The organism is Micromonospora sp. NPDC049359, from assembly GCF_044466585.1.
Taxonomy (GTDB): Bacteria; Actinomycetota; Actinomycetes; order Mycobacteriales; family Micromonosporaceae; genus Micromonospora.
This window is the reverse complement of record NZ_JBITMW010000018.1, coordinates 19,753-41,549: the sequence shown is the minus strand read 5'-3', so window position 1 is coordinate 41,549 and position 21,797 is coordinate 19,753. Positions and strand designations below refer to the sequence as shown.

At 73.5% G+C, this 21,797-nt stretch carries 18 protein-coding genes; 13 read left to right on the top strand and 5 right to left on the bottom strand.

What is annotated here, in order from left to right:
• Nucleotides 1-18: 18 nt before the first annotated feature.
• On the bottom strand, nt 19-819 hold the full coding sequence (locus tag ACIBTX_RS30805; protein WP_357175186.1) for an SAM-dependent chlorinase/fluorinase: 801 nt from the start codon (nt 817-819) through the stop codon (nt 19-21).
• 194 nt (nt 820-1,013) lie between these two features.
• On the opposite strand from ACIBTX_RS30805, the gene ACIBTX_RS30800 reads away from it, so the two are divergent.
• Nucleotides 1,014-1,622, top strand: a complete 609-nt coding sequence (locus ACIBTX_RS30800; RefSeq protein WP_357122535.1) for a hypothetical protein — start codon at nt 1,014-1,016, stop codon at nt 1,620-1,622.
• 346 nt (nt 1,623-1,968) lie between these two features.
• On the opposite strand, the gene ACIBTX_RS30795 is transcribed toward ACIBTX_RS30800, so the two are convergent.
• The gene (locus ACIBTX_RS30795; RefSeq protein ID WP_396833344.1) at nt 1,969-6,651 is read right to left on the bottom strand and encodes a DEAD/DEAH box helicase; all 4,683 of its coding nucleotides are present in this window, start codon (nt 6,649-6,651) and stop codon (nt 1,969-1,971) included.
• A gap of 178 nt (nt 6,652-6,829) precedes the next feature.
• Between ACIBTX_RS30795 and ACIBTX_RS30790 the strand changes: the two genes are divergently transcribed.
• The 10 genes from ACIBTX_RS30790 to ACIBTX_RS30745 all read left to right on the top strand — a co-directional run bounded on the left by ACIBTX_RS30790 (nt 6,830) and on the right by ACIBTX_RS30745 (nt 17,074).
• Nucleotides 6,830-7,216 (top strand): hypothetical protein, encoded by a 387-nt coding sequence (locus ACIBTX_RS30790; protein WP_357122540.1) that lies wholly within the window; start codon nt 6,830-6,832, stop codon nt 7,214-7,216.
• Nucleotides 7,217-7,365: 149 nt separating this feature from the next.
• Nucleotides 7,366-10,200, top strand: coding sequence for a Na+/H+ antiporter subunit A (locus ACIBTX_RS30785; protein WP_357122543.1), 2,835 nt, complete (start codon nt 7,366-7,368; stop codon nt 10,198-10,200).
• Between the two features lie 55 nt (nt 10,201-10,255).
• Nucleotides 10,256-10,744 (top strand): Na(+)/H(+) antiporter subunit C, encoded by a 489-nt coding sequence (locus ACIBTX_RS30780; RefSeq protein ID WP_357122546.1) that lies wholly within the window; start codon nt 10,256-10,258, stop codon nt 10,742-10,744.
• Nucleotides 10,741-12,246 (top strand): Na+/H+ antiporter subunit D, encoded by a 1,506-nt coding sequence (locus tag ACIBTX_RS30775; RefSeq protein ID WP_357393739.1) that lies wholly within the window; start codon nt 10,741-10,743, stop codon nt 12,244-12,246. Before ACIBTX_RS30780 ends, ACIBTX_RS30775 begins: the two co-directional genes overlap by 4 nt.
• Complete coding sequence (locus tag ACIBTX_RS30770) at nt 12,243-12,839, top strand: Na+/H+ antiporter subunit E (RefSeq protein ID WP_357393741.1); 597 nt, start codon at nt 12,243-12,245, stop codon at nt 12,837-12,839. The genes ACIBTX_RS30775 and ACIBTX_RS30770 overlap by 4 nt, the downstream gene beginning before the upstream one ends.
• On the top strand, nt 12,839-13,102 hold the full coding sequence (locus tag ACIBTX_RS30765; protein WP_357122555.1) for a monovalent cation/H+ antiporter complex subunit F: 264 nt from the start codon (nt 12,839-12,841) through the stop codon (nt 13,100-13,102). The genes ACIBTX_RS30770 and ACIBTX_RS30765 overlap by 1 nt, the downstream gene beginning before the upstream one ends.
• Nucleotides 13,102-13,485, top strand: a complete 384-nt coding sequence (gene mnhG, locus ACIBTX_RS30760) for a monovalent cation/H(+) antiporter subunit G (protein WP_357122558.1) — start codon at nt 13,102-13,104, stop codon at nt 13,483-13,485. Before ACIBTX_RS30765 ends, mnhG begins: the two co-directional genes overlap by 1 nt.
• A 161-nt stretch (nt 13,486-13,646) precedes the next feature.
• On the top strand, nt 13,647-15,014 hold the full coding sequence (locus ACIBTX_RS30755) for a hemolysin family protein (RefSeq protein WP_357122561.1): 1,368 nt from the start codon (nt 13,647-13,649) through the stop codon (nt 15,012-15,014).
• Nucleotides 15,011-16,075, top strand: coding sequence for a hemolysin family protein (locus ACIBTX_RS30750; protein WP_357122564.1), 1,065 nt, complete (start codon nt 15,011-15,013; stop codon nt 16,073-16,075). Before ACIBTX_RS30755 ends, ACIBTX_RS30750 begins: the two co-directional genes overlap by 4 nt.
• 72 nt (nt 16,076-16,147) lie before the next feature.
• A complete protein-coding gene (locus ACIBTX_RS30745) occupies nt 16,148-17,074 on the top strand; it encodes a sporulation protein (protein ID WP_396833343.1) in 927 nt (308 codons plus the stop codon).
• Nucleotides 17,075-17,199: 125 nt separating this feature from the next.
• Here the strand turns inward: ACIBTX_RS30745 and leuE are convergent, their stop codons facing one another.
• Nucleotides 17,200-17,871, bottom strand: coding sequence for a leucine efflux protein LeuE (leuE, locus tag ACIBTX_RS30740; RefSeq protein WP_396833342.1), 672 nt, complete (start codon nt 17,869-17,871; stop codon nt 17,200-17,202).
• Nucleotides 17,871-19,112, bottom strand: a complete 1,242-nt coding sequence (locus tag ACIBTX_RS30735) for a bifunctional pyridoxamine 5'-phosphate oxidase family protein/GNAT family N-acetyltransferase (RefSeq protein WP_396833341.1) — start codon at nt 19,110-19,112, stop codon at nt 17,871-17,873. The genes leuE and ACIBTX_RS30735 overlap by 1 nt, the downstream gene beginning before the upstream one ends.
• 34 nt (nt 19,113-19,146) lie before the next feature.
• On the opposite strand from ACIBTX_RS30735, the gene ACIBTX_RS30730 reads away from it, so the two are divergent.
• Nucleotides 19,147-20,487, top strand: a complete 1,341-nt coding sequence (locus ACIBTX_RS30730; protein ID WP_396833340.1) for an aminotransferase class I/II-fold pyridoxal phosphate-dependent enzyme — start codon at nt 19,147-19,149, stop codon at nt 20,485-20,487.
• A gap of 259 nt (nt 20,488-20,746) precedes the next feature.
• Complete coding sequence (locus ACIBTX_RS30725; RefSeq protein WP_396833339.1) at nt 20,747-21,451, top strand: UdgX family uracil-DNA binding protein; 705 nt, start codon at nt 20,747-20,749, stop codon at nt 21,449-21,451.
• Between the two features lie 40 nt (nt 21,452-21,491).
• Here ACIBTX_RS30725 and ACIBTX_RS30720 read toward each other — a convergent pair whose 3' ends face one another.
• Complete coding sequence (locus ACIBTX_RS30720; protein ID WP_357122582.1) at nt 21,492-21,722, bottom strand: hypothetical protein; 231 nt, start codon at nt 21,720-21,722, stop codon at nt 21,492-21,494.
• Between the last annotated feature and the right edge of the window lie 75 nt (nt 21,723-21,797).

The window sequence follows — 21,797 nt, the reverse complement described above, 5'->3', positions numbered from 1 at the left end:
GCATTCCACAGTCGAATGTCACCCGGCCACCCGCAGGAGGTCACCCGGGCGTACGCCGAGGACGTCCACGGCCCGACCGCCGTTGACCGCAACCGCCACCAGGTCGGCCGAGTCCACGTACACCACCAGGGCCTGCTGCGGCGCGTCGCCGAACGTCCGTCCGTGTACCGCCGCGTGGGACGGCGTCGGCCCGGGCGGGCCGACCCGGACGGTGGCCGCGAGCGCGCCGAGCACCTCGCCGGGCGCGGCGAGCTGCACGTTGCCGAAGTGGTCGACGGTCAGCACCTCGGCGGTGAAGCCGTCGGCGTCACGGATCATGACCGGTGCTGGCAGCCGGACCAGTTCGCCCGGGTCTACGGCTGGACCGGCTTCGGCGAGTGACGCCCCGAGCGCCAGGCGTGCCGCCACCGGGGCGAAGACGTCCCGGCCGTGGAACGTGCCGGACACCCGGGCCGCCAGCCATCGTGGCGCGGTCAGCTCCACGGCGGCGCTGACCCCGCCGAGCGCGGTGGCCGCGTCGAGCAGCAACCCGTTGTCCGGGCCGACCAGCAGCCCTCCCGGGGTGGCCAGCGCGATGCCCCGTCGGGCGGTGCCGACCCCCGGATCGACCACGGCCACGTGCACGCCCACCGGCAGGTACGGCACGGTCTGCGCCAGCACGGCGGCACCGCGCCGGACGTCCGCCGGCGGCACCAGGTGCGTCACGTCGATGACCCGGGCGGCGGGAGCGATCCGGGCGATCACCCCGTGGCAGGCGGCCACGAAGCCGTCGTCGAGGCCGTAGTCGGTGGTCAACGAGATCCACGGTGTGCCGGACACCCCCGCAGGCTAGCGCCCCCGCCCCCCGCGCGTCCCGCGCCCAACGCCCCCCGCGCGTCCCGCGGGTGGTGGTCGGATCGGGCCGTATCGGTGCGGGCGACTGGCAACCCGGCTGACCCTGCTGGCAGATAGCGGACAGCGTGCTGGCCGACCGGCCCCTCGCGCCACCCAGCGTGGTTGGGCAGACTTCGCCTGTGACACTTCGGAGCCTGCCCGCCGTCGGGGTCCTGCTGGTCGCCGCTGCCGTCGTCGCCGGCTGCGGCCGTGGTGACGATCCCGCGCCGTCGAGTGCCGTCCCCGGTGTTACGTCCTCGACCGTCCAGGCCACGGATCTGCCGAGCGTGCCGAGCACCTCGGCGGGCCCGTCCCGCACCGACGGCGCTGCACCGCCGCCACCACGGTCCGTCGCGCCGTCCACCGTGCCGTCGGCGCCACCGCAGGGACCGGTCGAACGCCGGCCGGCCAGTCCGCCGCCGGTGGTACTGCCCCAGCGCCCGGCGGGCGCTCCCAGCGCCCGGCAGGTCATCGACGCGTTCCAGGCCGCCGGTCTGCGGGTCACGCACCCGAAGGACCGCTCGGTTGACTGTGGTCCGGACGGTCTCGGGCTGGGCTGCTCCGAGATCGTCACCACGGACGGCGTCACCGTCTTCGTGTTTCCCGACGAGACCAGCGCCGGCGACATCGCCGAGACGTGGGGCGGCCAGTCGTACCGGCGTGGGGCAGTGGTGCTCAACTACCTCGACGCGAAGACCCCGGCAGCCGACCGCGTGCGCTACGAGAAGGTTCTCAACGGCCTCCGCTGAGGCTGCTCCCGCTGCTCCCGCTGCCTCGCGGCCGCGTTGTCCATCAGGTGGCGGCCGGGGCACAACCTTTGGCTGTGATGCCTGTGAGTCATCAAGATGACTCACAGGCATCAACGTCGCAGAGGTGGTCGACGGTGCCTGGCACGGGAGAGCTACCAGATCGCGTGTGGATACCGCGCGAGGGCGGATCGGCCCCACCAGTGGTCGTCACGCAGGACAGCCCGCGACACCTTCGGAGGCCGGACGCGCGGTCGGCCAGGCGCGCAGGCAGGGGCTGAGCCACGCGTGCGCAGGCGGACGCTTCCACGGGTTGAGCGACCGGCAGACGTAGGCCGCGCGGGTCGGGTCAGCCGCGTAGGCGTAGGCCGCGCGGGGTGGCCCGGAAGCCGGCGGCGGTCAGCGCGTCACGCAGTGGCGACGAGTGCACCGCCTCGCCGTCGGCCCGTTCGACCGACATCGCGCCCAACGCTCCGGAGTGGACGGCGTCGGCCAGCGCCTTACCGGCCGCCGCGAGCGTCTCGGTGTCGTCGGTGAAGGAGAGCAGGGTCCGGCCACCGCGTTCCACGTACAGCACGAGGTCGCCGCCGACCTGCACCACCAGGGCACCGGCCTTACGGCCCGCCCGGTGCCCGGTCGCGGCGGTGGCCCCGTCGCCGGAGTCGACGACGCGGTCCGGCCAGGGGAGTGCCGCACCGTACGGGTTGGCCGGATCGGTGGCCGCCAGGACGGTGGCCGGCCCGCCCCGACCCCGGGCGCCGTCGGCGGGCTCCGCCAGGGCGCGTAGCCGGTCCACCGCGCCGGGAACCGCGAACTGTGCCGCGCCGAGACCTTCGACGAAGTAACCCCGGCGAGCCGCGCCACGCTCCTCCAGCGCCGACAGCACCGGGTAGACCGCCGAGAACCCACCGACGACCTGCTCGGCCATGACCGCGCCCCGGGTGACGACCCCGTGCCGTTCCAGCAGGACGTCGGCGAGGGCGGCGGCCCGCCTGGTCGGGTCGAGATCCCGATCCGGAAGCCGCGACCAGCGGCCGCCGACGGTCGGTGGGCCGCTGCGGGTGGGCAGCGCCACCCGGCCGGGCCGCCGGTAGCGGGTGCGCGGCGCGGACGGGCGCGACCGGTGCGCTCCACCCGCGCCGAGCACCGCCCGCAGCGGGGCGAGGGTGTCGTTGGTGAGGTGCCCGGCCCAGACCAGATCCCAGATGACACCGGTCAGCGCGGCATCGTCGGTGGCGCCGACCCGGTCGGCGAGCGCGCGGAAGAACAGCGCCTGCCCGTCGCCGAGGGCGTCGAGCACCGCGTCGTGCAGCGGGGTACGCGTCAACGCCTCATCAGGCGGCGGAAGCAGCAGCGGCGCGGCGTCCGCGTACGCCAGGGTGACCCAGCCGTCGCCTCCGGAGATCGCCCCGGAACCGGCCCAGAGCACCTCCCCGCTGGCACACAGCTCGTCGAGCTGGGCGGGGGAGTAGTCGGCGACCCGGCCGGGCAACACCAGCCGTTCCAGCGCGGACGCGGGCACGGCAGCGCCCTGCAACTGCTCCACCGTGGCGGCGAGCGCCTCCACACCCCGGGCGGACGAGCCGACCTGCTGCCAGCGGGGCAGGAACGTGGCGAGGGCCCGCGGTGGCACCGGCTCGATCTCCCGGCGCAGCGCCGCGAGCGAGCGGCGGCGCAGCATCCGCAACACCTCGGCGTCGCACCACTGCGCGCCGGCCGTGTCGGGCGTGAACTCGCCGGAGACGACGCGGCCGGTGGCGGCCAGGCTGCGCAGCGTCTGCTCGACCACGAAGACGCCGAGCCCGAAGCGAGCCGCGCAGGTCGCGGCGGCGAACGGGCCGTGGGTGCGGGCGTACCGGGCCACCAGGTCGCCCAGCGGGTCGGCCACCGGCGCGAGGTACGCCTCGGCCACCCCGACGGGCAGCGCCACGCCGAGCGCGTCGCGCAGTCGGGCGGCGTCCTCGATGCCGACCCAGCGCTGCTCGCCGGCGATCCGTACCCGCAGCACCCGGCGGGCGGCCTCCAGCTCGCTCAGCCAGCCCTCCGGCACGCCCCGCTCGGTCAGCTCGACGTCGCTGAGGTCGCCCAGCACCCGCAGCAGCTCGACCACGTCCTCCGCGTCGCGCGGGCGGCGCTGCTCGGTCAGCCAGCGCAGTTGCCGGTCGGTCTCGGCGAGCACCTCCGGATCCAGCAGTTCGCGCAGGTCGACCCGGCCGAGCAGCTCACCGAGGAGCGTGGAGTCCAGGGCCAGGGCGGCGGCCCGGCGCTCGGCGAGCGGGGCGTCGCCCTCGTAGAGGAACGCGCCCACGTAGCCGAAGAGCAGCGACCGGGCGAACGGCGACGGCGCGCTGGTCTCCACCTCGACGAGGCGGACCTTGCGAGCCGCGAGGTCGCGCATCAGCTCGGCCAGCGCCGGTTGGTCGAAGACGTCCTGCAGGCACTCCCGGGCCGCCTCCAGGGTGACCGGGAAGTCGGCGTACTCGCGGGCGACGTCGAGCAGTTGCGCGGCGCGTTGCCGCTGCTGCCAGAGCGGCTGGCGGCGGCGCGGGTCGCGGCGGGGCAGCAGCAGCGACCGGGCGGCGCACTCCCGGAAGCGGGCGGCGAAGAGCGCCGAGGTGCCGACCGACTCCTGCACGAGCTGGGCGATCTCGTCGGGTTCGAAGACGACCACGTCGGCGCCGGGTGGCTCGTCGGCGGTGTCCGGGAGGCGTACCACGATCCCGTCGTCGGAGGGCATGACCTGGGCGTCCACCCCGTACCGCTCGGCCAGCCGGCGACCCACGGCGAGAGCCCAGGGCCCGTTGACCCGCGCGCCGAGGACGCTGTGCACGGCGAGTCGCCAGTCGCCCAGCTCGTCACGGAAGCGCTCGACGACGACGGTCCGGTCGTCGGGCAGGGAGCGGGTGGCCGCCCGCTGGTCGCGCAGGTAGGCCATCAGGTTGGTGGCGGCCCAGTCGTCCAGGCCGCCCTCGCGCAGCGTGGCCAGCGCCGCCTCGTCGCTCTGGCGCAGCAGGGCGCGGACCCGCGCTCCGATGGCCCGGCCCAGCTCCACCGGGCGGCCGAGCTGGTCGCCCTTCCAGAACGGCATCCGCGCGGCCTGACCCGGCGCGGGGGAGACCAGCACCCGGTCGGGGGTGATCTCCTCGATGCGCCACGAGGACGAGCCGAGCAGGAAGACGTCGCCGACGCGCGACTCGTAGACCATCTCCTCGTCCAGCTCGCCGACCCGGGCGGCCCGCTCCGCACCGGCCAGGAAGACCCCGAACAGACCCCGGTCCGGGATCGTGCCGCCGCTGGTCACCGCCAACCGTTGCGCGCCGGGACGGCCGGTGAGCTGGTCGCTGGCCCGATCCCAGACCAGTCGGGGACGCAACTCGGCGAACGCCGTGGACGGGTAGCGGCCGGAGAGCATGTCCAGCACGGCGTGCAGGGCCGAATCGGGAAGCTCCGCGAAGGGCGCCGCCCGCCGGACCAGCACCGCCAGGTCGCCGACCTGCCACGGCTCCAGGGCCACCATCGCGACGATCTGCTGGGCCAGGACGTCCAGCGGGTTACGCGGGTAGTGCAACTCCTCGATCGCGCCGTCGGTCATCCGCTCGGCGACAACCGCGCAGGACAGCAGGTCGCCCCGGTGCTTGGGGAAGACCACGCCCCGGGAGACCGCGCCCACCTGGTGCCCGGCCCGCCCGACGCGTTGCAGGCCGGCGGCGACGCTCGGCGGGGCCTCGATCTGCACCACGAGGTCGACCGCGCCCATGTCGATGCCCAGCTCCAGGCTGGAGGTCGCCACCACCGCCGGGAGCTGGCCGGACTTGAGCGCCTCCTCGATGTGCTTGCGCTCCTCCCGCGAGACGCTGCCGTGGTGCGCGCGGGCGATCACCGGCGCTGCCCCGGCCGCCGCGCCGGACTGGGCCATCACCTCGGCCGGCGCGCGACTGCTGCCCGGGCCGGCGGGGCCACCCCACCGCTGCGCGCCGCTCGCCGGGCCGTCGTCGGCCGCCGGCTTATCGCCCGACGACGACCCCGGGGGTACGACGATCGCGCCCTCGCCCGACGCGGAGGCGATCGCGGCGGTGGCCACCTCCTCGGCGGCCAGCTCGTTGAGCCGTGCGCACAGGCGCTCGGCGCTGCGGCGGGAGTTGGTGAAGACGATGGTGGAGCGGTGCTGCCCGATCAGCGAGAAGACCCGCTCCTCGACGGCCGGCCAGATCGAGGCGCGGCGTGGCCCAGGCCCGCCGAGGGAGTCCTCGGGAGGCTGCTCCTGCTCGTCGAGGCGGGTCATGTCCTCCACCGGCACCTGCACGCTGACCTCGATCGTCTTCGCCGTGCGCGGCTGCACGACGTCGACCGGCCGGGCGCCGCCGAGGAACCGAGCGCAGGCGTCGATCGGCCGGACGGTGGCGGAGAGGCCGATCCGTTGTGCCGGCGTGGGCAGCAGCTCGTCGAGGCGTTCCAGGGAGAGGGCGAGGTGGGCCCCGCGCTTGCTGCCGGCCACCGCGTGGACCTCGTCGACGATCACCGTCTGGACGCCGCGCAGCGAATCCCGAGCGGCCGAGGTGAGCAGCAGGAACAGTGACTCGGGTGTGGTGATGAGGATGTCGGGTGGGGTGCGGGCGAAGGCCCGTCGCTCGTCGGCCGGCGTGTCACCGGTGCGCATCCCGACGGTGATGTCGGGTGGTGGGACGCCGAGCCGGGTGGCCGCCTGCCGGATGCCGGCCAGCGGCGCGCGTAGGTTGCGTTCGACGTCGACGGCGAGGGCCTTGAGCGGGCTGACGTAGAGCACGCGGCACCGCTGGCGAGCCTCGGTCGGCGCGGGCTCGCGGGCCAGCCGGTCCAGCGACCAGAGGAAGGCCGCGAGCGTCTTGCCGGAGCCGGTGGGCGCCACGACCAGGGCGTTACGGCCGGCCGAGACCGACTTCCAGGCGCCGGTCTGGGCGGCGGTGGGCGCGGCGAAGGCGGCGTCGAACCAGGCGCGAGTGGCGGGACCGAACCCGTCCAACACCTCGCCCTTGCCCGTGTCTGCCCCGCTCACCGGTCCATCGTGCCCCGTCGGTACGACAACAACGAACGACCCACGGCGGATCGTGCCGCGCTGTGTGGAAATTGCGCGTGATGCACCTTTAATACGTTAAGTCTCACTTAACTGCTTGCTTGTAAGGAGCAACATAAAGTAACTTCACCCGCAACGCGAATCGGGTGGGAGGGATCGGATGACCGGCGAGCCGCGACACGTCGAGCCCGGCACCGATGTGCTGATCCGCAAGGTCGACAGTCACCTCGCCACGCTCCGCGGCGGTCTGCACGGGCCCGAGCTGGAGCTCGCCGAGCGTCTCGCCGGCTGCCTGCGGGAGCTGGTCGTCTCCACCGCCCAGGCCAGCGCCGCCGACCGGGGGCAGGTCCGCGTCGCGGTGCACTACTTCGTGCTGCGCCGGGAGAGCCGGGGCCGCCTGCTCTCGATGCGGTCCCTCGCCGTCGCGGAGCGGGTCGTCGCCAAGGTCGCCCGCCAACTCGGTCGCGTCGACCTGCTGGCCGACCTGCGCCGAGGTCACCAGGATCTCGACGACGCGCTGCCGGTCGGCGACGCTCTGCTGCGCTGACCGCCGCCGCTGGCGCTCGCCGTTGATCGCACATTGAGCCCTATGGCGGGGCAATTCCGGTAAAACCGCCCGAGGCTCGGGGATCTGGCGTCTGATCGCTGAAGACACCACCGCTGTACGGGTGTCGGCCACCTCGATCGGGAGCGCGAGTGCTGGTACTGCTCATCCTCCACCTCGTGGCGGCCCTCGTCGCGCCGCTTCTCGTCCGGTGGTGGGGTCCGCGCGCGTGCTATCCGCTGGCGCTCGCGCCGGCCGCCGCGTTCGGCTGGGCGCTGGCCCGTACCCCGGCCGTCGCGCACGGCGGCGCGGTCGTCGAGACGTACCCGTGGATCGGGCAGTTGGGCCTCGACATCGCGCTGCGCGTCACCACGCTGTCGTGGCTCATGACCCTGCTGGTCGGCGGCGTCGGCGCGCTCGTGCTGGTCTACAGCGCCCGGTACTTCGACGCCGGCTCCCCCGGGATGGCCCAGGTCGCCGCCGTCCTGGTGGCCTTCGCCGGCGCGATGCTCGTCCTGGTGTTCGCCGACGATCTGCTGCTGCTCTACGTCGGCTGGGAGTTGACCACGATCTTCTCGTACCTGCTGATCGGGCACAGCACCGAACGCCGGGCCAGCCGCTGGGCGGCGGCGCAGGCGCTGACCGTCACCACGCTGGGCGGGCTCGCCATGCTGGTCGGGTTCATCCTGCTGGGCGAGCACGCCGGGAGTTACCGCTGGTCCGAGATCGCCGCCCACCCGCTGCCCGGAGGTGGCTACCTCGTCACGGCGGTGCTGCTGATCCTGGCCGGGGCGCTGTCCAAGTCGGCGGTGCTCCCGTTCAGCTCCTGGCTGCCGGTCGCGATGGCGGCGCCCACCCCGGTCAGCGCGTACCTGCACGCGGCGGCCATGGTCAAGGCCGGCGTCTACCTGGTCGGGCTGCTCGCGCCGGTGCTCGCCACGGTGGGTCCGTGGCGACCGCTGGTCCTCATCGCCGGGGTGGCGACCATGCTCGTCGCCGGTTGGGCGGCGCTGCGACAGAACGACCTCAAGCTGCTGCTCGCGTACGGAACGGTCAGCCAGTTGGGCCTGCTGGTCGCGGTGACCGGCTCGGGTACACCGGACGCCGCGCTGGCCGGCACGGCGATGCTGCTGGCGCACGCCCTGTTCAAGGCGGCGCTGTTCCTGGTCGTCGGCGTCATCGACCACGGCGCCGGGACCCGTGACCTGCGCGAGTTGTCCGGGCTGCGCCGCTGGTCCCGCCCGTTGTTCGGGGTCGCGGTGCTGGCGGCGGCGTCGATGGCGGGCGTACCGCCGCTCGTCGGGTTCGTCGCCAAGGAGGCGGTGTTCGCGGCGTTCACCAGCGATCCGGTGGTCCTCGCCGGGCTGGTCGCCGGAACGGTGCTCACCGTCGCGTACAGCGCCCGCTTCCTCTGGGGCGCGTTCGCCGACCGGCCGGGCGTCGAACCGGTACCACCCGGGCCGGTCGCCGCGTCGATGCTGCTCCCACCGGCGGTGCTCGCCGTCGTCGGGCTGCTCGCCGGTCCCGCCGCCGGCGTGCTGGACGGTCTGCTCAGTCCGTACGCCGAGCTGCTGGGGACCCTCGACGCGCACCTGACGCTCTGGCCCGGACCCACCGCGGCGCTCGGTCTGTCCGTGTTGGCGCTTGCCGGCGGCATCCTGCTCTTCGCGCTGCGCGGGCCGCTCGCCCCCGCGCTGGCCCGGCTCCGGTCGCCGGTCGGCGGCAATCAGGGGTACGAGTGGGTCGTGGGCCGGTTCGACCGGTTCGCCATCGGGGTCACCGGCGCGACCCAGCGCGGCTCGCTACCGCAGTACCTCGGCATCATTCTCGTCACCCTCGTGCTGCTGCCCGGTGGGGCGATGCTCGCCGCGGCGCCCTGGCGGGCCCGGCTCCCGCTCTGGGACAACCCGCTGCAACCGGTGGTCGTGGTGGTCATCGCGGTGGCCGCGCTGCTCGCGGTCGGCGCTCGTCGGCGGTTGACCGCGATGCTGCTGGTCGGCGTCACCGGCTATGGCACGGCCATGCTGTTCATCCTGCACGGCGCACCTGATCTGGCGCTCACCCAGTTCCTGGTGGAGACCGCGACCATCGCGGTCTTCGTGCTGGTGCTGCGCCGCCTGCCGCAGCGGTTCTCGGCCCGACCGCTGCGCCGCAGCAGGTGGACGCGTCGGGCGATCGGCGTGGCGATGGGCGTGGTGGCGGGCGGGCTCGCGCTCGTAGCGGCCGGCGCCCGCCGCGCGCCGGACATCTCCACCGTCTTCCCGGCCCTCGCGGTGGGCGAGGGGTACGGCCGCAACGTGGTCAACGTGACCCTCGTCGACATCCGGGCCTGGGACACCATGGGCGAGGTGTCGGTGCTGGTGGTGGCCGCGACCGGGGTGGCCAGCCTGATCTTCGAGCGGTCCCGTACCGGGCCGAGGCCGCGCCGGCCGGAGTCCGCCGAAGGGGCCGCCCCGCCGCACCGGCCCGTCTGGTTACGGGGTGGCCCGACCCTCTACGACGAGCAGCGCTCGCTCGTCCTTGAGGTGGTCACCCGACTGATCTTCCACACGGTGGTGCTGTTCTCGCTGTTCCTGCTCTTCTCCGGGCACAACGCGCCGGGCGGCGGATTCTCGGGCGGCCTGGTGGCCGGGCTCGCGCTGGTCGTCCGCTACCTGGCCGGCGGCAGGTACGAGCTGACCGACGCCGCCCCGGTGGGCGCTGGCCTGATCCTCGGCGCGGGGCTGGCCCTGGCGGTGGGTACGGGCGCGGTGGCGCTGCTGGCCGGCGGATCGGTGCTGCAGAGCGCGAAGCTCGACGTGTCCCTACCGCTGGTCGGCGACGTCCACCTGGTCACGTCGCTCTTCTTCGACATCGGCGTGTACCTGATCGTGATCGGGTTGCTGCTGGACATCCTGCGCAGTCTCGGCGCGGAGGTGGACCGGCACATCGAGGCCACCGGTACGGAGAGCGGCGGCCTGGCCATCGACAAGGGCGGACGGCCGTGAGCGCGAGGAGTGAGCCGGGTTTGCGAGCCCCGCAGTCGCGAACAGGGGCGCGGCCGTGACGGCGGGTGGCGCCGGGCCGACGCTGGTGCTGGTGCTCGCCGTCGCGGCGCTTGTCGGGTGCGGGGTGGTCCTGCTGCTGGAGCGCAGCCTCACCCGGATCCTGCTCGGCGTCATCCTGCTCGGCAACGGCGTCAACCTGCTGATCCTGCTGGGTGGCCGGTCGGGTGGCGCTCCCGTCGTGGGCACCGGCCCGGTGGACCGGATGAGTGACCCACTGGCGCAGGCGATGGTGCTGACCGCCATCGTGATCACGTTCGGGTTCACCGCGTTCCTGCTCGCCGTGGCGTACCGGAGCTGGTATCTCACCGGCGACGACGAGGTGCCCGACGACCTGGAGGACCGCCAGATCATCCGTCGCGCGGAGGACCACGGGGTGGGCGCGGTCGACCGTGGCGGGGAGGGTCCGAACGGCGATCCGGAGCAGGTCGACCCGGAGCCGGCCCGCCGCCGACTCCGACGTGGCCAGCCGGACGACGCGTCGTGAGTCGGCTCCTGCCCCTGCCGGTGGTGGTGCCGCTGCTCGGCGCGGCGCTGACCCTGTTGCTGGCCGACCGGCCCCGGGTGCAGCGTACGGTCAGCGTGCTCTGCCTGGCGGTGACGTTCACCGTTGCGCTGGTGCTGCTGGTGCAGGCGTACCGGCACGGGCCGGTGGTGCTCGCGGTCGGTGGGTGGCCGCCGCCGGTCGGCATCGTGCTGGTGGCCGACCAGTTGGCCGCGCTGATGCTGGTGGTGTCCTCGGCGGTGACCCTGTGCGTGCTGGTGTACTCGATCGGGCAGGGCCGCAGCGAGACCAGCGAGAGCGCGCCGGTGGTGATCTTCCACCCGACGTACCTGGTGCTCACCGCGGGCGTCACCAACGCGTTCCTGGCGGGTGACCTGTTCAACCTGTTCGTCGGCTTCGAGATCCTGTTGGCGGCCAGCTTCGTGCTGATCACGCTGGGCGGCACCGAGACGCGCATCCGCACCGGATCGACGTACGTGGTGGTCAGCGTCCTCTCCTCGATGATCTTCCTGACCGGCGTGGGACTGGTGTACGCGGCCACCGGCACGCTCAACCTGGCGCAGCTCGCACAGCGTCTCGACGACCTGCCGGACAACGTCCGGGTGACCCTGCAACTGATGCTGCTGCTCGCGTTCGCGATCAAGGCCGCGGTCTTCCCGCTGTCGGCCTGGCTGCCGGACAGCTATCCCACCGCTCCGGCCCCGGTGACCGCCGTGTTCGCGGGGCTGCTCACCAAGGTGGGCGTGTACGCGATCATCCGTACCGAGACGTTGCTCTTCCCGGGTGGCCAGGTCGACGACCTGCTCATGGTCGTCGCCGGGTTGACCATGGTGGTCGGCATCCTCGGCGCCGTGGCGCAGTCGGACATGAAGCGGCTCTTCTCGTTCACCCTGGTCAGCCACATCGGCTACATGATCTTCGGGGTGGCGTTGAGCACCGCGGCCGGGCTCGCCGGGGCGATCTTCTACGTGGTGCACCACATCACCATCCAGACGACCCTGTTCCTGGTCGCCGGGTTGGTCGAGGAGCGCGCCGGCAGCACCGACCTGCGTCGTCTCGGCGGACTGGCCCGGGTGGCGCCCCTGCTGGGCGTCCTCTTCTTCGTCCCGGCGATGAATCTCGCCGGGGTGCCCCCGTTCTCCGGGTTCCTCGGCAAGCTCGGGCTGCTCCAGGCCGGGGTGGCGGCCGGTGGGGCGCTGCCCGCGACGTTGGTGGCGGCCGGGACGCTCACCAGTCTGCTCACCCTGTACGTCGCCTCCCGGGTGTGGAACATCGCGTTCTGGCGGGCGCCCCGGATCGCCACCGACGAACCCGTCGTCCGGCTGCCCGCCCTGACGGTCGGCGCGACCGTCGCCCTGGTCGCCCTGGGGGTGTCGCTGACCGTGCTGGCCGGCCCCCTGTTCGACGTCACCGCCGACGCGGCCACCGACCTGCTCTCGCGTACGCCGTACGTGCGCGCTGTTCTGCCCGGCGGCGTGCCGTGACGGGCCGACGCGGCGCACCCCCGACGGACGCCGCCAGGGAAGGTCGGCTCGGGCGTTGGCGGGACCAGACGCTGGCGCTGAGCTGGCTGGTGCTCGTCTGGAACCTGCTCTGGGGCGAGATCAACCTGGCAAACATCATCGGTGGCCTGCTGGTGGGAGGCGCGGTCCTGCTGTTCTTCCCGCTGCCGGCGGTCACCTTCGGCGGGCGGCTGCGGCCGGGGGCGCTGCTGGCGTTCGCCGGTCGGTTCGTCGTCGAACTGGTCAGCGCGAGCCTGCACATCGCCCGGATCGCCGTGCAACCCGGTTACCGGCCCCGTGGCGCGATCATCGCCGTCCGGTTGCGGGTGCGTACGGATCTGATCCTGGCGCTCACCGCCGAGGCGGTCTCGCTGGTGCCCGGCACGCTGGTCCTCAAGGTGGACCGTGAGCCGGGGGTGCTCTACCTGCACGTGCTGGACACCCATGGCCCGGCCGACCTGGCGCTCGCCCGGGACCGCACCCTCGACGTCGAACGACGCATCGTCCGGGCGGTGGGCAGCGCGGACGAACTGCGCCGCGTGGAGCCCGGTCCCGCCGAGAAGGGATTCGCCTAATGATCACGTTCCTGGCCGTCGTCCTCACCGTCCTGCTGTCGGTGACCGCGCTGCTCGTGCTGATCCGGCTCTACCGGGGGCCCTCGCTGTTGGACCGGGTGATCGCGGCGGACATGCTGCTCGCCACCATGGTCGGCGCGGTGGGCGCGGAGGCGGCGGTCAACCGGCACGCCACCACGCTGCCGGTGCTGGTGGTGCTGTCCCTGCTCGGCTTCGTGGGCTCGGTCTCGCTGGTCCGCTTCGCCGTCCGGGAGCGTTCCTGATGCCGGGCGTGCTCGCGACGATCGCCGACTGGCTCGGGGCCGTCTGCCTGGTCGCCGGCGCGCTGCTCGCGCTGTGCGCCGGCATCGGTGTGCTGCGCTTCCCGGACGCCCTGTCCCGGATGCACGCGGCCACCAAGCCCCAGGTGCTCGGCGTGCTCCTGCTGCTGCTCGGGATCGCGCTGCGGCTGCGGTCCCGGGCCGACCTCGGCATGATCCTGCTGGTCGGGGTCTTCCAGTTGGCCACCGCCCCGGTCGCCGCGCAGATGATCGGCCGGGCCGCCTACCGGTCCGGCCGACTCGACCGGGGCCTGCTCGACGCCGACGAGTTGGCCGGGACCGAGTCGACCGGTGGGCGCGGCGAAAGCCGGTCCCGGCCGGGCTGAACAGGACGATCGACTCCTTCGGCCCACCCCCAGCGGAGTCCCAGGCAACGCCGATAAAATGACGGCATGATCGACTCCTCTGCCCAGGAGGGCAGCAGTAGCCAGCCGGGTCGTGCCCGGCGTATCCCCGTCCCGACGGCCCCGGGAGCCCTGAGCGTCCCGTGTTGATCGTCGTCGGTCTTCTTCTCATCATCGTGCTCACCGCCGCCACCGGTTACTTCGTGGCGCAGGAGTTCGGCTACGTCGCCGTTGACCGGGGCAAGCTGCGCCAGCTCGCCGACGACGGCGACCAGGCCGCCGCCCGGGCCCTCGCCGTCACCAGCCGGCTCTCCTTCATGCTCTCCGGCGCGCAACTCGGCATCACCGTCACCGCGCTGCTGGTCGGTTACGTCGCCGAGCCGTACCTCGGTGGTGGCCTCGCCGACCTGCTCGGCGTCGCCGGCGTCAGCGAGTCCGTGAGCCTGCCGCTGTCGGTGGCGCTGGCCCTGGTCATCGCCACCGTCGTGCAGATGGTCCTCGGCGAGCTCGCGCCCAAGAACCTCGCCATCGCCCGGGCCGTACCGCTGGCCCGGGCGCTGAGCCGGTCCACGCTCTTCTACCTGGCCATCGCCGGTCCGGTGATCCGGCTCTTCGACCGGGCGTCGGTCCGGCTGCTGCGCCGGGTCGGTATCGAGCCGATCGAGGAGCTGCCCAGCGGGGCGACCCCCGCCGACCTGGAACAGATCATCGCCGAGTCACGTGAGGAGGGCAGCCTGGACGCTGAGATGTCCACGCTGCTCGACCGGGGGCTCGACTTTCGTGAGCTGACCGCCGGCGAGGCCATGGTTCCCCGGGTCGACGTGCACATCGTCCGGGGGCACGAGCCGGTGAGCCGGGTGGTCGAGCTGCTGGACACCGGCCACTCCCGCTTCCCGGTCCGTGGCGCGGAGGGTGTCGACGACCTGCTCGGCATCGTCGGCATCGCCGACGTGCTCGGCGTACCCCCCGCCGAACGGGCCACCACCCCGGTCAGCGCGGTGGCGGGCCCGCCGCTGCTCGTACCGGAGACCCTGCCCCTGCCCACGGTGCTGGACCGCCTGCGCTCCGGGCACCGGCAGATGGCCTGCGTGGTCGACGAGTACGGCGGTTTCGCTGGCGTGATCACCCTGGAGGACATCGCCGAGGAGCTGGTTGGTCCGATCCGGGACGAGGACGACCCGCCGGAGCGGGCGCCCGCCCGCCAGGACGACGGCTCCTGGGTGGTGCCGGCCCGCTGGCGGATCGACGAGGTCGCCGACAGCACCGGCATCGCGCTGCCCGAGGCCCCGGAGTACGACACGCTCTCCGGGCTGGTCATGCGGGAGCTGGGCCGGGTGCCGGAGGTCGGCGACCGGTTGGAGATCAGTCTGCTGCCCGAGGGCGTCGAGGCCGACGAGGGCGAGGCGGAGCCCCGGGCGCTGGTCGAGGTGCTGGCCGTGGACCGGCACGTCGCCGACTCGGTCCGGCTGCAACTCACCGACCGTGGCGAGCGGCGCGAGGTGTCCGCATGAGCCCCGGCATCGCGTTGATCAGCTCCGGCGTCCTGCTGGGGCTGAACGGGTTCTTCGTGGCCGCCGAGTTCGCCCTGGTGGCCAGCAAGCGGTACCGGCTGGAGCAGGCGGCGGCCACCGGTGGCCGGGCGGCGCGGGCCGCGCTCGACGGCGTCCGCGAGCTGTCGCTGATGCTGGCCGGTGCGCAGCTCGGCATCACCCTGTGCACCCTGGGGCTCGGCGCGCTGGCCGAGCCGGCGATCGAGCACCTGGTCAGCCCGCTGCTGCACGTGGTGGGGCTGCCCGACGCGGCCAGTCACGTCATCGCCCTGGTCTTCGCCCTCGGGTTGGTGACCTTCCTGCACCTGGTGGTGGGGGAGATGGCACCGAAGTCGTGGGCGATCACCGACGCCGAACGGTCGGCGACGCTACTCGCGCTGCCGTTCCGGGCGTTCGCCCGGGTGTCCCGGCCGGTGCTGTCCGCGTTGAACGCGCTGGCCAACGCGATCCTGCGGCTGGTCGGGGTCAACCAGCAGGACCAGCTGGCCCAGGTGCACGGTCCGGACGAGCTGCGGATCCTGCTGGAACAGTCCCGCGAGCACGGGCTGCTCGGCGCCGAGCAGCACCAACTGCTCACCAGCATGCTCGAGCTGCAGGGCACGTCGGTGGCGCAGGTGATGGAGCCGTTCGCCACCATGGTCACGGTCCGGCGCGACGACCCGGCCGAGCGGATCGAGCAGGTCAGCCGGGATAGCGGCCGGTCACGGCTGGCCGTGCTGGACGCGGGCGGCGACGTCTGCGGTCTGGTGCACGTCCGGGAGGCGGTACGGGCGGTCACCACCGGCCGGGCCGCCGTGGCCGGGGAGCTGATGACACCGGCGTTCACCCTGCCGGCGACGTCCTCGGTCACCGAGGCGGTGGCCGCGATGCGCGCCCGGCAGTCGCAGCTCGCGCTGGTCCGCAACGGCGGTGGCCCGGCCCGCCCGATCGGTTTCGTCGCCCTGGAGGACCTGTTGGAGGAGGTCATCGGCGAGTTCGACGACGAGACCGACACGGTGCCGCGCGGTCGGCGACTCCGCTAGGAGAATTCCCGCAAGTTCCGGGTGACCCCCCGCCGGGTCCGCGACAGTTGAGGTGACCTGGCGGGGGGCGCGATGCGGTTGACGGGGGTGTCTCGGGAGTCCGGCTGGACCGGGCTGTCCGTACAGACCACGCTGGGAAACCCGAGCACCCGTCCGGGCCTGCGCCTGCCCGGGCGGGTGACTCTCGCCGCCGGGCCGGACGACGTGCTCGTACGCCATATCCGGCTCGGCCTGGTCACGACGGTCGAGCCGGACGACCCGGCGGCCCCGCGACGCCTCATGCAGTTCTTCCAGCTCCCGATCGCCGGGCGGTTCGTGGTCCCGGCGGGCCGCCGCCGGGCCGTCGACTTCGCGTTGCCGCTGCCGTGGGAGACCCCGGTGACCACCTTCGGTGGGGTGCCGCTGCTCAGTCTGCGGATGGGTCTGCGAACCGAGGTGTCCGTCGACCCGGACCTGGACCAGGGCGTCATGGTGCCGGTCTTCGTGCACCCGGTCCCCACCCAGCAGCACGTGCTGGCGGCGCTGGACACGCTGGGCTTCTCGATCCGCCAGGCCGGGCTGGTGGAGGGCGGCCTGCCCGGGGTGGAGCATGCTCTACCGCTGCACCAGCGCTGGGGCTACTGGGTGGGGCCGCTCTACGCCGGCCCGATCACCGAGCTGGAACTGATCTTCGTGACGAACTCGGCGGGCCTCGAGGTGATCACCTGGGTGGACCGCAAGCTGGCCCTGGCCGGGATTACCCACCAGAGCATCAGCCGGTTCCGGATCTGGCACGCCGACGCCGGGCAGCGGGACTGGGTCGCCACCGTGGACGGCTGGCTGCGCCACGCCATCAACCGCCACGCGGCGGCCGCCGCCCACGCCGACTGGTCCGCGCAGATCGGCCATTCCGCCCACGTCAGCCGCCACCCCGACGCCCCGATCAAACCCGGCTACGGACTGGGCGGCACAGCCGGAGGAGCCGGGGTCGGCGGCGGCGGAGGAGGCGACGGCACCTGACCCCCCGCGCCGATCTTGCACTTACTGTCGCCGTAGAGCGGTGCGAAAGGCGCAAAAAGACAGCACAAAGTGCAAGATCGCGGAGAGCGGTGGGGTCGGGTGGGCGACGAGCGGTGGGGTCGGGGTCAGCCGGCGCTGGCGGTGGCTAGTTTGAGGCTGAAGGCTAGGAAGAGCGTTGCCACCGCCGTGGTGCCGCCCACCGCGAGACGACGGCGGCGGCGGAACTGGGCCGCCAGGAACGTCCCCGCGAAGATCAGCGCGGTCAGGTAGAGCGCGCTGCTGACCTGGGCGATCAGGCCGAGCAGCAGGAACGACAGCGCCGGCCACGCGTACCCGGGGTCGACGAACTGGATGAAGAACGAGATGAAGAAGAGGATCGCCTTCGGGTTCAGCAGGCTGATCACCAGCGCCTTGCGGAACGGGCTGCGCAGCTGCGCCGGCTCCGCGGCGTCGATCAGCCGCGGCGTGGTCGGGTCGTTGCGGTCGCGCCAGCGCCGCCAGGCGCCGCGCAGCATGGTCAGCCCGACATAACCGAGGTACGCCGCGCCGGCGTACTTGATCACCAGGAACAACGGTGGGTACGCCTTGAGCAGCGACGCCACCCCGGCGGCGGAGAGGACCATCAGCACCCCGTCGCCGACGAACACCCCGCCCGCGGCCCGGTAGCCGGCCCCCACGCCCCGCTTGGCGGCGGTGGAGAGCACGAAGAGCGAGTTCGGTCCGGGCAGCAGGATGATGGCCACGGTGCCCAGCACGTACGTCCAGATGTCGGTGATCCCCAGCACGCCCGCCATCATCACGCCACCGACGCCGTACGGCGAAGTCTTTTCCGCAGCGTGGCCTGTGCGTTCGGCCACTCGTCGACGGTCATCGCGTACTGCACCGTGTCCCGCCATGAGCCGTCCGGGCGCTGGCGGTGCATCCGCAGCACCCCCTCCCGGGTCGCGCCGAGCCGTTCGATGGCCGCCTGGGACCGAACGTTGCGGATGTCGGTGTGCCAGGCGACCCGTACCGCGCCCAGCTCGTCGAAGGCCCGGCCGAGCAGCAGCAGCTTGGCCTCGGTGTTGATCCCGGTACGCCACCACGGACGGCCGAGGAAGGTGTGCCCGATCGCCACCGACCGCCGCTCCGGGTCGATCTCGTAGTACGAGGTGCTGCCGACCACCGTCCCGGTCGCCGCGCAGCGCTGCACCCAGGGCACCCGCTCGCCGCGCTGCTGGGCGGCCAGCGCGGCGGCGATCACCTCGGCGGTCCCGGCCGGCTCGGTGGGCCGTGGAACGGTCAGGTGCCGCCAGACGTCGTCGTCGGCGGTGGCGGCGTGCAGGTCGTCGGCGTGCGCCAGGTCCAGCGGTTCCAGCCGGACGTGCTCGCCGCTCAGCGGCGCCGGGTCGTGCCAGGGCGTACGGATCGTCCGCAGGTACGCCGGCAGCGGCGCGGCGACCCCGGCGGCGGGCTGCGGCAGCCCGGCGGTCAGCCGTAGCGGCAGGACGCCGGCCCAGTGCGGCAGGTGCAGGTCGGCCTCGTCCTCGCGGACGCCGCCGGTGCGCGACCGGACGGACACCTCGCGCAGCGGCAGCGCCAGCACGGCGGTCTCGGCCAGTTCGCGCCGGTTCGGCGGGCGACTGTCCGTGCTGCGGCCCGCGCCCACCTTCTCGACGAGCGCGGTGAGCATGGCGCTCTTCTCCGTGGCGTCGGTGACCAGTCGGGCGGTGCCGTGTGCGACCACCGAGCGGTAGTTGGCGCTGTGGTGGAACTGGGAGCGGGCGTACACCAGCCCGTCGAGCAGCGTGACCGCGACGCAGACGGCCAGACCGTCGCCCCGGGCGGCGAGCAGCGGGCGACTGCCGGTGGAGCCGTGCAGGTAGAGGGTGTCGCCGACGCGGACGTGCAGGGTGGGCAGTACGCGGGGCTCGCCGTCCACGGTGAAGCCGAGCGCGCAGTGGTACGCCTCGTCGAGGACGGCGTGTGCCGCCTCGCGGTCGTAGCTCATCCGCTCGCGGGAACGGGTGGCGGTGGTCCGGGCGGTGGATGGGTACATGCGCGCCCCTTTGTTCTAGTACAATCTCCTGTTTGTGTCAGCACGCTATCAGTTCACCGGGACGACGGCCGCCACGATTTTGGCCAGCATCGAATCGGGCATCCGCACCGGCGCTCTGCCACCCGGCGCGGCCCTGCCGCCGGTGCGGGCCCTCGCCGCCGACCTCGCCGTCAGCCCGGCGACCGTCGCCCGCGCCTATCAGGAGCTGCGCCAGCGTGGCGTGCTCACCACCGCCGGCCGGCGCGGCACCCGCGTCCGCCCACGGCCACCGGTGGCCGCCCGTCGCTCCGCGTTGCGCCCCGCGCCCCTGCCCGGCGCGCGTGACCTGTCCCGGGGCGAGCCCGACCCCCGGCTGCTGCCCCCGATCGGTCCGCACCTCGCCGCGCTCGCCGCCGACGCCGGCCCACCGATCGGCTACTCGCAGGCCGGAGTGCTCCCGGAGTTGGCCGAGGTCGCCCGCGCCCGGCTGCGCGCCGACGGCGTACCCGCCGACGACCTCACCCTCACCGGTGGCGCGCTGGACGGCATCGAACGCCTCCTCGGCGCCCACCTGCGCCCCGGCGACGCGGTCGCGGTGGAGGACCCCGGCTGGGCCAACCTGCTCGACCTGGTCGCCGCCCTCGGGCTGCGCCCGATCGGCGTACCGGTGGACGACGAGGGGCCGCTCACGGCCGGGGTGGCGGCCGCGCTGACCGCTGGCGCGCGGGCGCTGGTGGTCACCAGCCGCGCCCAGAACCCGACCGGCGCGGCCGTCTCCGCCGCCCGCGCCGAGGAACTGCGCGCGCTGCTCGCCGGGCGACGGGACCTGCTGCTGATCGAGGACGACCACGCCGCCGAGCTGGCCCGCGTACCCCTGCACCCGCTTGCCGGCACGACCGCGAGCTGGGCCTTCGTGCGGTCGGTGAGCAAACCCTTCGGCCCGGACCTGCGACTGGCGGTGCTGGCCGGCGACGAGACCACCGTGGCCCGGGTGACCGGCCGGACGCGGGTCGGCGCGGGCTGGGTGTCCACCGTGCTGCAACGGCTGGTGCTGGCCCTGTGGCGGGACCCGGCGGTCGACGACCTGGTGGGCCGTGCGGCGCAGAGCTACGAGCTGCGGCGCGCGGGTCTGGTGGCCGCGCTCGCCGAGCACGGCCTGACCGCCCACGGCCGCAGCGGCATCAACGTCTGGCTGCCGGTGCCGGACGAGACCAGCGTGGTCACCGCGCTACGTGACGCGGGCTGGGTGGTGGCGCCCGGCGCCCTCTACCGGATCGCCGCCCCGCCCGCCGTGCGCGTCACCGTCAGTTCCCTGGCCGTGGCGGACCTGACGCCCCTGGCCGCCGCGCTGGCCCGCGCCACCCGTCCCGATCCACCGTCCGGTTTCGCCACCTGACCCGTGGCGACCTCCGCGGGAGGTTTGCCGGGTCCGTGGCGGGTATGCGCGCCGGTGGAGGTGGCTGACATGGCTTCAGGCGGCAATCGAGGGCTCTGGATCGGGGTCGCGGTCGCGGTCATCGTGATCATCATCGTGCTGATCGCGCTCGCGTCGTGTGGTGGCGGTGGCGGTGGCGGCGGGTACTGACGGGGGGACCGTCGGATCTCACCTAAGGCAGATCCGGCAGGGCCGGCCGAACAGGTATATAACAGTCGGCATGGCCGAGCAGACCGACGCCGCCCCCGGCGCCCAGCGGTTCATCCCTCCCGAGGCCGACACCATCGAGGGGTTGCGGGCGGCCTCGGGCGACTGTCGTGGCTGCGAGCTGTACCGGGACGCCACGCAGACCGTCTTCGGGCGGGGTGACGAGAGCGCTCGCGTGGTGCTCGTGGGCGAGCAGCCCGGCGACATGGAGGACCAGAAGGGCCTGCCCTTCGTCGGTCCCGCCGGTCGGCTGCTGCGCAGGGCCGTCGACGACGCCGGCCTCGACCCGGCCGCGCTGTACCTCACGAACGCCGTGAAGCATTTCCGTTTTGAGGTGCGCGGCAAGCGGCGCATCCACCAGACGCCGGACCGGATCCACATCGTCGCCTGCCGTCCCTGGCTGGTCGCCGAGTTCGCCCGGCTCGACCCGGCGATCGTGGTGGTGCTCGGTGCCACCGCCGCCAAGGCGCTGCTCGGCCCGTCCTTCCGGGTCACGAGGCAGCGCGGCGAACTGCTGCCCTGGCCCGCGGCGGCCCAGCGCCCCGAGGACTTCCAGCGGGTCCCGGTGGACAGCGCCGGCGCGCTGGCCGACGCTCCGCCGACCCGGCTGCTGGCGACCATCCACCCGTCCGCGGTGCTGCGCGCCGACGACCAGGACGCCGCGTACGAGGGGCTGGTCGCCGACCTCACCGTCGCCGCCCGCGCCCTCGCCGGATAGCCGCGCGGCGCCGTCGCGCCCGCTCGCGTCGGGCCGGGCGTCAGCCGGCGGTGTCGGAGTAGACCTCGACGTCGTAGAGCAACTGGACGTTGCGGCGGCCGTTCGTGACGCCGACGAAGACCGGCTCCCCCGCCAGGGTCCGGCCCTGCCGCCACGCCTGTTCCCGGGCCGCCTCCCGCGACTCGTGATGGCTCCTGCCCTCCTGGTGCAGGTGCAGGACGCGCCGAGCGGTGCTCCGGTCGGTGTCGACGTGGACTCGCAGAAGAGGCATGAGGGGACCTCCGTGCGGTGGTCGGTGTACGGATGTTCAGCTAGCTTACCGACGTTAAGTTTCCTGTCCACCGTA